At 70.3% G+C, this 11,969-nt stretch carries 11 protein-coding genes and 2 tRNA genes; 4 read left to right on the top strand and 9 right to left on the bottom strand.

What is annotated here, in order from left to right:
- Window positions 1–119: 119 nt before the first annotated feature.
- A complete protein-coding gene (locus ACLL9L_RS00635; protein WP_411282705.1) occupies window positions 120–1,433 on the bottom strand; it encodes an acyl-CoA dehydrogenase family protein in 1,314 nt (437 codons plus the stop codon).
- Between the two features lie 62 nt (window positions 1,434–1,495).
- Here ACLL9L_RS00635 and ACLL9L_RS00630 point away from each other — a divergent pair, with 62 nt between their 5' ends.
- Window positions 1,496–2,089, top strand: coding sequence for a TetR/AcrR family transcriptional regulator (locus tag ACLL9L_RS00630; RefSeq protein ID WP_411282704.1), 594 nt, complete (start codon window positions 1,496–1,498; stop codon window positions 2,087–2,089).
- Between the two features lie 267 nt (window positions 2,090–2,356).
- Window positions 2,357–2,482 carry a hypothetical protein gene (locus ACLL9L_RS00625; RefSeq protein WP_411282703.1) on the top strand — a complete coding sequence of 42 codons (126 nt, stop codon included), beginning with the start codon at window positions 2,357–2,359 and terminating at the stop codon, window positions 2,480–2,482.
- A 10-nt stretch (window positions 2,483–2,492) separates the two neighbouring features.
- Here ACLL9L_RS00625 and ACLL9L_RS00620 read toward each other — a convergent pair whose 3' ends face one another.
- From ACLL9L_RS00620 to ACLL9L_RS00590, 7 genes are all read right to left on the bottom strand, one after another.
- Window positions 2,493–2,963, bottom strand: coding sequence for a hypothetical protein (locus ACLL9L_RS00620; RefSeq protein ID WP_411282702.1), 471 nt, complete (start codon window positions 2,961–2,963; stop codon window positions 2,493–2,495).
- A gap of 71 nt (window positions 2,964–3,034) precedes the next feature.
- The gene (ettA, locus tag ACLL9L_RS00615; RefSeq protein ID WP_411282701.1) at window positions 3,035–4,717 is read right to left on the bottom strand and encodes an energy-dependent translational throttle protein EttA; all 1,683 of its coding nucleotides are present in this window, start codon (window positions 4,715–4,717) and stop codon (window positions 3,035–3,037) included.
- A gap of 130 nt (window positions 4,718–4,847) precedes the next feature.
- Complete coding sequence (locus ACLL9L_RS00610; RefSeq protein ID WP_411282700.1) at window positions 4,848–5,429, bottom strand: single-stranded DNA-binding protein; 582 nt, start codon at window positions 5,427–5,429, stop codon at window positions 4,848–4,850.
- A 180-nt stretch (window positions 5,430–5,609) separates the two neighbouring features.
- Window positions 5,610–7,313 carry a GTPase gene (locus tag ACLL9L_RS00605; protein WP_411282699.1) on the bottom strand — a complete coding sequence of 568 codons (1,704 nt, stop codon included), beginning with the start codon at window positions 7,311–7,313 and terminating at the stop codon, window positions 5,610–5,612.
- Window positions 7,310–9,022 carry a dynamin family protein gene (locus ACLL9L_RS00600; RefSeq protein WP_411282698.1) on the bottom strand — a complete coding sequence of 571 codons (1,713 nt, stop codon included), beginning with the start codon at window positions 9,020–9,022 and terminating at the stop codon, window positions 7,310–7,312. The genes ACLL9L_RS00605 and ACLL9L_RS00600 overlap by 4 nt, the downstream gene beginning before the upstream one ends.
- A 116-nt stretch (window positions 9,023–9,138) precedes the next feature.
- Window positions 9,139–9,211: transfer RNA gene (locus ACLL9L_RS00595), tRNA-Arg, on the bottom strand.
- 95 nt (window positions 9,212–9,306) lie between these two features.
- Window positions 9,307–10,545, bottom strand: coding sequence for a PrsW family glutamic-type intramembrane protease (locus ACLL9L_RS00590; protein WP_411282697.1), 1,239 nt, complete (start codon window positions 10,543–10,545; stop codon window positions 9,307–9,309).
- Between the two features lie 100 nt (window positions 10,546–10,645).
- Here ACLL9L_RS00590 and orn point away from each other — a divergent pair, with 100 nt between their 5' ends.
- Window positions 10,646–11,224 carry an oligoribonuclease gene (gene orn / locus ACLL9L_RS00585; protein ID WP_411282706.1) on the top strand — a complete coding sequence of 193 codons (579 nt, stop codon included), beginning with the start codon at window positions 10,646–10,648 and terminating at the stop codon, window positions 11,222–11,224.
- A gap of 41 nt (window positions 11,225–11,265) precedes the next feature.
- On the opposite strand, the gene ACLL9L_RS00580 is transcribed toward orn, so the two are convergent.
- Window positions 11,266–11,341: transfer RNA gene (locus ACLL9L_RS00580), tRNA-His, on the bottom strand.
- Between the two features lie 101 nt (window positions 11,342–11,442).
- On the opposite strand from ACLL9L_RS00580, the gene ACLL9L_RS00575 reads away from it, so the two are divergent.
- Window positions 11,443–11,969, top strand: a 527-nt coding sequence (locus ACLL9L_RS00575; RefSeq protein WP_411282696.1) for a copper resistance protein CopC, incomplete at its 3' end; no start/stop codon positions are given.

Here is an 11,969-nt window from a genome sequence, read left to right as displayed (position 1 = left end):
CTCGTCGTCGTGGGGCCCGAGCTCCCCCACTGAGCTGTCGGCGATGTCAGCGGTCATGGGTCGATCGTCGCCAGACCGCGCCGCGCTCGCAAGCAAGGTGAGGCTGGGCTGGCAGGCGCCTACAGGCCCAGGTCGCGGCCGATGAGCTCCTTCATGATCTCGTTGGAGCCGGCCCAGATCTTGGAGACGCGGGCGTCGCGCCAGGCGCGGGCCACGCGGTACTCGTTCATGTAGCCGTAGCCGCCGTAGAGCTGCACGCAGTGGTCGAGCACGTCGTTCTGGACCTGCGAGGTCCACCACTTGGCCTTGGCCGCGTCGACCGCGGTGAGCTCGCCCTTGGCGTGCGCGACGATGCACTGGTCCATGAACGCCTGGGTGACGTCGATCTGCGTGACCAGCTCGGCGAGCAGGAACTTGTTGTGCTGGAAGGAGCCGATGCCCTGGCCGAACGCCTTGCGCTCCTGGGCGTAGTCCAGGGTCTCGAGCAGGATCTGACGAGCGTGGGCGAGGACGCACTGGTCGACGAACGCCTGCGTGACGTCCATCGTCGTGACGAGCTCGGCGACCTTGAACTTGTTGTGCTGGAAGGACCCCACGCTCTGCCCGAAGGCCTTGCGCTCCTTGACGTACTCGATGGTCTCGTCGAGGATCTGGCGCGCGTGCCAGGTGTTGCTGACCGCTGCACCCACCCGCTCCTGCACGAGGCGCTCCATCATGTGGACGAAGCCCATGCCCTCGTCGCCGATCCGGTTGGCGTCGGAGACCCGCAGGTCGCTGAAGAACAGCTCGGCGGTGTCCGACTCCTCCTGCCCGACCTTGTCGAGCTTGCGGCCGCGGGAGAATCCCTCCATGCCGTCCTCGACCATGAAGAGAGTGATCCCCTTGGCGCCCTTGCTCGGGTCGGTCCGGGTCGCAACGATGACGAGGTCGGCCTGGTAGCCGTTGGTGATGAACGTCTTGCTGCCGTTGATGATCCAGTCGCCCGTCGAGTCGTTCGCGCGGACGGCCGTCGTCTTGAGGGCGGCGAGGTCAGAGCCGCCGGACGGCTCGGTCATCGCGATGGCGCAGATCAGGTCGCCCGAGGCCATGCCGGGGAGCCAACGCTGCTTCTGCTCGTCCGTGCCGAGGTCGACGAGGTAGGGCGGGCAGACGTCGGCGTGGATGCCGAAGCACGAGGACACGGCGCCGTTGAACGCGGCGATCTCCTCGGCGGAGATGGCGTTGAACCGGTAGTCGCCGGCGCCGGCGCCGCCGTACTCCTCGGGGATGTCGAGGCCGAAGAGGCCCTGCTTGCCGGCCTCCTTCCAGATGTCCCGGGCGATCGACTTCGCCGCCAGCATCTCCTCGGCGCGGGGCGTGAGGGTGCGGTCGACGAACTCGCGGACGCTGCTGCGGAACGCTTCGTGGTCCTCGTCGTAGATGTTGCGTGGCATCGGGTTACCTCCCAGTAACTAAGCGCTTGCTTAGTCTCGCCGACGTGCGGGATGATGTCAACGTGACGACCACGACGGCCTCCGGCGCCCAGACGATCGACCGTCTGCTCGGCGCCGCGGCGGGGGCGTTCGCGGACAAGGGGTTCCACGCGACGACGACCCGCGACATCGCGTCGCGCGCCGGGCTGTCCCCCTCGGGGGTCTACGTCCACTTCTCCTCCAAGGAGGATCTCCTGCACGCCCTCAGCCACAGTGGCCACGAGGTGGCCCTAGAGCTGGTCCAGTCCGCCGCCGCCTCCCCCGGTGGCCCCGCGGAGCGCCTCGCCCAGATCATGTCGGGTTTCGCGCAGTGGCACGCCGATCACCATGAGGTGGCCCGGGTCGTGCAGTACGAGTTCCCCCACCTCACGCCCGAGCACCGCGTCGACGTCCTTGCCCTCCGCAAGCAGATCGACTCGATCGTCCGGTCAGTGCTCGACGAGGGCGTCGCCGCGGGACAGTTCTCCGTCGACGACGTTCACGACACGGCGCTGGCCCTGATGTCGCTCTGCATCGACGTCGCCCGCTGGTACTCCCCCGCGATCAGCCGCACTCCCGCCGAGATCGGCACCACGTATGCCGCGCTGGGCCTTCGCCTCGTCGCGGCCCGTCGGTGAGGCCGAACGGCGACGGCATCCCCCTTCACGCGGTGCGCATACCACGTGGTTGACGGCCGGGGCAGTGTGTGGTGATGACCACGCACATCGCCATCCGGCTCGACGACCGGGAACTGGCGGCCCTGGACGCCGAGGTCGTCGAGGGGCGAGCGGCCAGCCGCTCCGAGGCGGTCCGACAGCGGATCGCCCGCCCTGCAGCGCGACCCGCGCCATCACGGAGAGGAATCCCTGGACTGCCGGGTCAGGAGCACGGCTGCGATAGTGAGCATGTTCTTCGACGACCAGGAGCCCGCACTGGTCCCGCGCCATCAGCGACGCCTCGAGCTGTTCATCACCCGAGGATCGAGCCCTGAGCTGGGGCTCCTGCTGGTGGGCCTGCGACACGCTCGGTGAGTTCACCGGCTCAGTCCGGTTGGTCGAGACCGACGGCGACGGCGGCCATCCGGTGGTCCGGCCGCCACCGGAAGTCGAGATGGGTGCCGTCCTCGTCCGTGGCAAACGCTGCCAGTCGCACGGACTGCCCGTGCATGGCCCACGCGATCCGCGCGAAGTCACCCGGGGAATGTCCGCGGGCCAGCACGACGGTCCCGTCGGCGAAGCACACCCGGACCGAGCGGTCTCCCGGCGCCTGCCGGATGGCGCGGACCGGCACCTGACGGTGGACGAGCTGGGTGAGCCGGGCGCCGAGGAGGATCCCGAGCTCGTGGGAGTGGGCGGCGCACACCCGGTCGAACGCAGCATCGAGGTCCGTCAGGTCATTGACCTCCGCGGCACGTCCAGCGGGAGGGGGTGGCGAAGACGAGCGCCCCCGGCGCAGCCGGATGGCGCCCAGGCCGCCGACTGCCAGGACGAGCAGGAAAAACCAGGTAACCACGCGCCCAGTGTGCGCGTCGACCGGCCAGCTTGCCACCTTCTTCGGCTGCAGAGTTGGCCCGGGGGCGCTCCTCAGTCGCGGGTCAGCTTGCGGTAGGTCACCCGGTGAGGACGGGCCGCGTCGGCGCCGAGTCGCTCGAGCTTGTTGGTCTCATAGGAATCGTAGTTGCCCTCGAACCAGTACCAACTGGCCGGGTTCTGCTCGGTGCCCTCCCAGGCGAGGATGTGCGTCGCGACCCGGTCGAGGAACCACCGGTCGTGGCTGATGACCACGGCGCAGCCCGGGAACTCGAGCAAGGCGTTCTCCAGCGAACCGAGTGTCTCGACGTCGAGGTCGTTGGTCGGCTCGTCGAGGAGCAGCAGGTTGCCGCCCTGCTTCAGCGTCAGCGCCAGGTTGAGGCGGTTGCGCTCCCCACCGGAGAGGACACCGGTGGGCTTCTGCTGGTCAGGGCCTTTGAAGCCGAACTGCGAGACGTAGGCCCGGGACGGGATCTCGACCTGGCCGACCTTGATGAAGTCGAGGCCGTCCGAGACGGTCTCCCAAAGGTTCTTCTTGGGGTCGAGGCCGGACCGGCTCTGGTCGACGTAGGACATCAGGACGGTCTCCCCGATCTTGACCGCGCCGGCGTCGGGCTCCTCGAGCCCCACGATGGTCTTGAAGAGCGTCGTCTTGCCGACCCCGTTGGGGCCGATCACCCCGACGATCCCGTTGCGGGGCAGCGAGAACGACAGACCCTCGATCAGGACGCGGTCACCATAGCCCTTCTTGAGGTCCGTGACCTCGATGACCGTCGAACCGAGACGTGGCCCGGGCGGGATCTGGAGCTCCTCGAAGTCGAGCTTGCGGGTGCGGTCGGCCTCCGCCGCCATCTCCTCGTAGCGGGCGAGCCGCGCCTTGGACTTGACCTGGCGGCCCTTGGCGTTGGACCGGACCCACTCCAGCTCGTCCTTGAGGCGCTTGGCCAGCTTGACGTCCTTACGGCCCTGGACCTGCAGGCGCTCGGACTTCTTCTCGAGATAGGTCGAGTAGTTGCCTTCGTAGGGATAGAGACGGCCACGGTCGACCTCGGCGATCCACTGCGCGACGTTGTCGAGGAAGTACCGGTCGTGGGTCACGGCGAGGACGGCACCGTGGTAGGACGCGAGGTGCTGCTCGAGCCACTGCACCGACTCGGCGTCTAGGTGGTTGGTGGGCTCGTCGAGCAGGAGGAGGTCAGGCTTTTGCAGGAGCAGCTTGCACAGGGCGACCCGGCGGCGCTCCCCTCCGGAGAGGATGGTGACGTCGGCGTCCGGCGGCGGGCAGCGGAGCGCGTCCATGGCCTGCTCGAGCTGGGCGTCGAGGTCCCAGGCGTCAGCGTGGTCGATGTCCTCCTGGAGCGTGCCCATCTCCGCGAGGAGCGCGTCGTAGTCGGCGTCCGGTTCGCCCATCTCGACCGAGATCTCGTTGTAGCGGTCGAGCTTGGCCTTGATCTCGCCGGCGCCCTCCTCGACGTTGCCGAGGACGGTCTTGTCCTCGTTGAGCGGCGGTTCCTGCAGGAGGATCCCGACGGTGGCGCCGGGCGCGAGCCAGGCCTCACCGTTGGAGGGCTGGTCCAGCCCGGCCATGATCTTCAGGATCGTCGACTTGCCCGCCCCGTTCGGACCGACGACGCCGATCTTGGCGCCGGGATAGAACGACATCGACACGTCGTCGAGGATGACCTTCTCGTTGTGCGCCTTGCGCGCTTTGGTCATGACGTAGATGAACTCGGGCATGGGTCGAAGGTTATCCGCGTGCCGCCTCCCCCACCCAATCGGCAGGACGCCTCCTGATCCGCCAGTGCGCGCGGCATCGGGTCGTGCCACCGCCGCGGTGGTCCGACCCGACCCGCTCACCCCGAGGGGGTCACCCGGCGTTCGCCACGACGTAGTCGTCGGTGTCCGCGTCCGCGGTCGTGCGGCTGAAGCCCCCGTGCACCACGAGACCGTTGCCGTCCTCGTCACCTCCCCCGGACGACGCCTCCTCGTCGGGCAGGCCATCCCCCTGCGAGTCATCGGGCTCCCGGGCGTCGAGTGAGGCCTGGATGTTGGGGTCGGCCAGCCGGTCGTTCGCGTCGTACTGGATCCGCTCCGGCTTCGAGAAACTGCTCTGCCCGCGGGCCAGGTCGTGGCCGACGCTGTAGGCGTCGACCTCGACGGACGTCATGTTCACCCCGTCACCGTTGACCCACTGGTTGACCCGCAGTCTCCCGTAGACCACGACCGGGTCGCCCTTCCTGAGGCTGCCCATGATGTTCCCCCCGAGGGCGTTGAAGCCGACGACGTTCATGAAGTTGGTGCTGCCGTCGACGAAGCCCCGGGTCTCGGCGTCCCAGCGCCGGGTCGTCGAGGCCACGCGGAACGACGCAAAGGGCTTCCCCGCCTTGGTCGACCGGCCCTGCGGGTCACCGACGAGGTTGCCCATCACCGTCACGAAGCTCTCGTTCATCACTCACTCCATCTCTCCCTGTGCGCTCCACCCGTCGGCGTGACGGGCGATGACCCAAGGGTGGGGAGAGCCGTGGCCCACAACCAGCCCCGGCCCGCGTCCTGTGGATTGTGGGACGTCGGATGACGGGGATGTGCACAGCCGGGGACGGATCAGGCGCTGGGACGGATCGGGGACGGATCAGGCGCGGCGCGCGCCGTCGAGCTTCGTGCGAGTCGTCCGGTGCCGTTCCACCACGAGCCGGACCGGCTCGACGAGCCGCTGCGAAGCGACTGTCTCGATCGCGTCGTCCAGGCGGGAGGCGATCAGCCGGCGCCGGCGCCGGGCTCCGACCCGACCCAGCAACCTCGCCACCGTCGCCGAGCCGATCCCGAGCAGCAACCCGCCGACGAACAGCAGGAAGGGGTAGGGCAGCGGCCCGAGCCGGGGGGTGTCGATCTGCGGCAGCTGGAGCCAGCCGATCACCCCGAGGACCGCCAGCCAGACCAGTCCGGCGACGGCGGCGAGGCCGAAGAGCCACTGCAGGAGGCCCATCAGACGCCACCACAGTGGCCTGCGGGCCCTCAGCGACGTGCTGGTGACTGCCTGGTCGAGCGCCTCGTCGAGGCGGTCGTCGTCTGGCGTCGTGACGTCGGCGATCGCCTCCGACCAGGGGATCGGCAGGCCCTCGCCGGCGCGGTCGGCAAGCTCACCGGCCGCCAGGCGCACCGCTGAGCGCGCTGCCGGGGTGGGCGCCGGGATCGACGAGCGGCCGAGCACCGCTCTGACGTCCGACGGGTCCACGGCCCCGAGTGGACCCTTCGCCCCGGGCGCCCCCCTGGAACCGAGCCGCAGCCGCTTGAGCGGGTCTGGCCTGAAGCTGCGGCCCCACCGGGTGAAGATCCAGCCGCTGCGGGCCGTCGCCTCCCGGCGATAGTCGGCCTCGACGGCGTTCAGCACGACCGGCACGCCGGCGGCCCGGCCCAGGGCTGCGACGAGTCGCCGGTCCGCGGACGCCTCGACCTTCGGCTCCTGGTCGGCGACGTCCCGGCGCAACGTGGTGGCGACCGCGGTGACGTCGGCGGACAGCCGTTGCCGGGCGGCGTGGTGCCCGGCAACGGCTGCGGCCAGGCGATGCTGCAGCTCCGGCACTCCGGCGCCGGTGCGTGCCGAGGTCGTGATCACCGACGCGGTGCGGATGCCGTCCACCCGCAGGAGGGCCAAGAGGTCGTCGCGGCACTGCGTCACGGCCTCGGGACTGAGCCGGTCCACCTGGTTCAGCACGACGAGCATGACCGCGTCGTGGCCGGCGAGCACGCGCAGGTACTCGTCGTGCAGGAGCGCGTCGGCATACTTCTGCGGGTCGGTGACCCAGACGAAGACGTCGCACAGGGCGAGGACCCGCTCGGCCTCGACGCGGTGGCTGCGCTCGCGCGAGTCGAAGTCGGGCAGGTCGAGCAGGACCAGGCCCTCCAGGCTCCCGGCGGCGGCGGCGCCACTCCCGGCTGCGCCCGAGCCGGCTCCCGAGCCCACGTCGTGGCGCTGGTCGACACCGAGCCAGTCGAGCAGCGACCCGGCGGACTCCTGCCCCCAGACTGCGGCGGTCGGGCGCGAGGTCGTCGGTCGTCGGGCACCGACCGTCGCGACGTCCGACCCGACGACGGCGTTGAAGAGGGAGGACTTGCCGCTGCCCGTCGCCCCGGACAGGGCCACGACGGTGTGGTTGGCCGTGATCGAGCTGCGCACACCGACCTTGTCGACGATGCTTCGGGCTGCGGCCACGGCGGTGGGGTCGAGCTGCAGACCTCCCGCCTCGAGCGCCGCTCCCAGCGCGCTGGTCTGGCCGGCGAGGGCATCGGCGGACGGGGCGCTGATCCGCTTCGCGCCCATCTTCAGCGGGCTCAACGGGCGACCTTGACGGCGAGGGCAGCGGACGCGAGGCGTCGGCCCTGGTCCCTCCTGATCTCGACGGTGTCCACCGCCGCCCGGAAGCGGCCTTGCTCCTCGAAGTACAGCTGCTCCACCCTCTCGATCAGCGCCTGCCGCGCCTTGATGGCCAGCGTGCGCACCGCCTGGTCGCCGAAGATCGCCTCGAGGAGCTTCTGCCCGAGGATCGCCGTGCCGCCGGCGATGCCCGCCTCGGCCCCGGTCAGTCCGCCGGTCTGGGCGAAGGTCACGAGGATGAGCACCGTCCCGACGGCGTTGACGCCGTATGCCGTGACCCGCGCGGTCGTGCGGCGGTCCCGGCCCTCGTTGCGCACCAGCTCGAGGACGTCGCCCTGCCAGTCGTGGACGAGCGAGTTGACCCTGACCTCGAAGTCCGGGGAGACCCGGGGGAGGTCCGGATGGACCTCGAGGAGGCTGGCTCCGCCGACGAGGGTGCGCCAGGTCCGCGACGTCACCGAGGCGGCCCCCTGGGCCTCGGCGCGGATCAGCTCCGAGACCCCGCTCTGGAGGGCCTCGCCGAGGTCCTGGGAGGGGGCGGGCTGACCCTTGACGAGGGCGACGAGCCGGTCGCGTGCCCTCGACACCGTCGACTCCACCTGCTTGAAGAACTCCCCGGTCCCGACGAACTCCTGCCAGCGGGCGAGCACCTCGCCGCGCAGGAGGGCCCCGTCGGTCATCCCCTGTTTGACGCCGTCGACCGCACCCGCGTATGCCGTGTCGGCGGCGGCCAGGAGGGCGGTCGTCGCACCGAGCTGTGCCGTCGACGCCTGGGTGAGGATCTCGGTCCGGGACTCCAGCGAGTCCAGGGCCCCCGTGAGGGTCTGCCGCACGACGATCGCCCGGGCCCTCACGTCCTTGGCGAGCGCCGTGAGCCAGGACCGGAGCCGGTTGATCTGCTCGTCGGGGAGCAGCCCGTCCTGCGTCAACCGCGACTCGGCGATCGTGAAGATCGGGGCTGCCGCCAGTCCGTGCTCGCGCAGCATCGACGCGAGGTGCTCGCGGATCTCGTCGAGCGCCTCGGCGGGCACGCGGTCGAGGACGACGGCGATGGAGGTCCCCCGCTCGGAGGCCTGGCGCAGCAGGTCCCACGGAACGGCGTCGGCATAGCGGGCGGCCGTCGTGACGAAGAGCCACAGGTCGGCGGCGGAAAGCAGCTGGCGGGCCAGGTCGCGGTTGTGCTCGACGACCGAGTCGATGTCCGGAGCGTCGAGGATCGCCAGCCCGGCAGGCATCGTCCCTGAGGAGACGAGACGCACCGAGGACTCCCCCTCCGTGGCCCCGCCGCCGGTGACCCGGGCGAGATCCGGGAGCACCCGCGCATCGCGGAACCAGGCCTCGTCACCCGGGTGGTGGACCAGGACCGGGGAACGCGTCGTCGGACGCAGGACACCCGGGCGGCTGACGACGCTCCCGACGAGGGAGTTGACCAGCGTCGACTTCCCGGCGCCGGTCGAGCCGCCGACGACGGCCAGCAGGGGGGCGTCCAGCGAGGAGAGGCGCGGGATGACGTAGTCGTCGAGCTGACGGAGCAGCTCGGTGCGGGCGCCCTGCGACACCGCCACATCCGGCAGGTCGAGGGGCAGGGTCGAGCCGGCGACCTCCTCGCGAAGGGACGTCACCGCCCGGAGGAGGTCCTGCGTCTCGGCCGTGGCGGCGGTCTGGGTCACGTGAGCATCATCCCAACTGGCGCGACCGGCCTCAACACACCCCGCCGCACACACCGTGCCCCATACAGCCCGACGGCCACCCCCCATCCGGCACCCACCCGGAGCCGAGGCGGGAGTGCCCCCGGCAGGACTCGAACCTGCAACCTGCGGATTAGAAGGCCGCTGCACTATCCGTTGTGCTACGAGGGCAGCCGACGGACCGACCGCCGGACGAGGAGAGTCTAGAGGGGAGGGGCCGGCCGGCCGCGGTGCTGGAAGGACCCGCCCGGGGCGACGGCTGGGCCTCAGTAGGCCGAGGTGCCGATGAATCCCTGTCGGTGCGCCACGATCGAGTCGAGCAGGGCCCGCTCACCGAGCTGGGCGTCCTTGGCCGCCGAGCCCCGAGCCATCCGCGAGCGCAGCAGGGCGAGGTCGCTGGCGCTGTCCTGAAAGCTGCGCATCGAGGAGAGCGCGAGCCGGCCGCCGTGCTCCTTCGCCCAGTCCCGGGCCTGCCGCCGGGCACCGAGGGAGGCGAGCATCGCCACCTCCTGGTGGCTGAGCCATCCCACGTCGGCGTACTGGCTGAGGTACTGCCGGATGAGCCTGCCCTCGCGGACCCGCAGCCAGATGATCAGGCCGATGAAGGCGAGGAACAACGGCACCTCGACGCCCAGGTAGACGCCGAGGAAGCTGCCGGTGCTGGCGCCGAGGTTCCAGATGCCGTGCAGGAGGATCGCGCACAGGTAGCCGCCGAGTCCCGCAAGGATCCTGGTGCCATTGGTCCGCATGAAGGCGACCGCGATGCCCAGCCCGATGCCCGTGCACGCCGTGAACAGCGGGTGCGCGAACGGACCCATGATGCCGCGCAGGACGAACAGGTAGGTGAGGCCGTCCTGCCCGTAGTCCAGGTAGGTCCGACCGAGGTAGAGGATGTTCTCGCTGAAGGCGAACCCCGCGCCGATCATGCCGGCGTAGACGACCCCGTCGATGATGCCGTCGAACTGGTGGCGGCGCAGCAGGATGACCAGCAGGATGCCGAGGCCCTTGAGACCTTCCTCGAACACCGGGGCGCCGAGCACCGCGCTGAGGGTGTCGGGATCCGGCGCGCCGGCGAGCGAGACGGCGATGTTGAAGAAGCTGTTGAGCACGAGGGCCCCCACCGCGGCGCACAACGCGCCCCAGGCGAATCCGAAGAGCAGGTAGCGGGCCGGCTCGGCCTCGTATCGGTCGAGCCACAGATAGGTCGGCACGACGATGAGCAGGGGGATGGCCGAGAACAGCGCCGCCAGCACGGTGGTCCGGGTGCCGAGGCCCGAGTCGAGCTCCAGCCCCAGCACCGCCCCGGAGAGCAGGAACCCGCTGAGCATGATCCCGTAGGTGATCGCCTTGCGCCGCAGCGGGCGCTGGGTGGGGTTGGCACGCTGGGAGTACTCACCCGGCATACCCCCGTATGCCGGCTGGCCGGCCGCGGCGGGTTGCTGACCGTGGCCGGTGGGTGCGACCGGGTCGGTCGGCGCGCCGGTGTGCGGATCCCCTGAGGACATGGGCAGCAGAGTAGTGCACGACCCAGGCCCTACTCTGGTCGTCGTGAGTGTCCCCACCGAGCGTTCCACGAACGACCGCATCGTCTGGATCGACTGCGAGATGACCGGTCTGTCCCTCGAGCACGATGCCCTGATCGAGGTCGCCGCGTTGATCACCGACTTCGAGCTCAACCAGCTCGACGACGGCATCGACGTCATCATCAAGCCGCCCTCCGCGGCGCTGGGTCAGATGGATCCCTTCGTCCACGCGATGCACACGACGTCTGGGTTGCTCGACGAGCTCGACGGCGGAACGACGGTGGAGGACGCGCAGCAACAGGTGCTCGACCACGTCCGGAGGTGGGTGCCCGAGGCGGGCAGGGCACCGCTCGGGGGCAACACCGTGGGCACCGACCGGGCCTTCCTCGTCCGGGACATGCCCGAGCTGGAGTCGCACCTGCACTACCGGATCATCGACGTCAGCTCGATCAAGGAGCTGTCGCGCCGGTGGTACCCCCGGGTCTACTTCAACTCGCCCAAGAAGTCCGGCGGCCACCGCGCCCTCGCGGACATCCGCGAGTCGATCGCCGAGCTGCGTTACTACCGCGCGGCGGTGTTCGTGCCGCAACCCGGGCCGGACTCCAGCGCTGCCAAGGCGCTCGCCGCCCAGCACGTCGTCGAGCCCGTCACCGAGCGCTGAGCCCCCAGGCCTCGGTCTCCAGAGGTCGGGGGCCCAACACGTGGGGTGAGTGACGGGACTTGAACCCGCGGCATCTGCCACCACAAGGCAGCGCTCTACCAGCTGAGCTACACCCACCATGACGCGAGCGGACGAACCGTCGCGCATTCAGCGGCGCCCATCGTACCCAATTCCCGGGAGGGCGATGACCACGGCCCGGATGCACCAGAATGGGTGACATGTACTTGGGGAGGGAGCGGCGAAACCGTGTCGTCGCGCTGGTCCTGGCCGGCGTCCTGATCGCCGGCGTGCTCTTGTCATTGATGGCGACCGTGGCGTCTGCCGCGGTCCTGCCTGCCCACGCCCGACTTGTGTCCGCGTCCCCCCAGGACGGCGAGCAGCTCCAGACCTCTCCGACCCGGATCACCCTCACCTTCGACGAGCCCGTCCCCGCCCAGTTCGCGACGGTCCTGCTCAGCCGCGAGGGTGCCCCCGTCACCCTGGGCGCCCCCACGGCCACCGGCACGGTCCTCACGGCCGCGATCTCGGGTCAGCTGGCACCGGGCAGCTATCGGGTCGCCTGGCGAGCGACCACCGACGACGGCCACCCGATCTCCGGCGCGTCAACGTTCACCCTGGCCGGGGGGTCGTCCGTGACCGCGGCGCCGGTCCAGGCCGCCCCCGTCCCCCAGGCGACGCCGACCTACAAGACTCCGCAGACCCAGGCAACATCGCTCGGACACCCCGACCACCTGCCCGGACTCGT

This window comes from Lapillicoccus sp., from assembly GCF_046595215.1.
Classification (GTDB): Bacteria; Actinomycetota; Actinomycetes; order Actinomycetales; family Dermatophilaceae; genus Lapillicoccus.
This window is presented reverse-complemented; position numbering and strand designations above follow the sequence as displayed.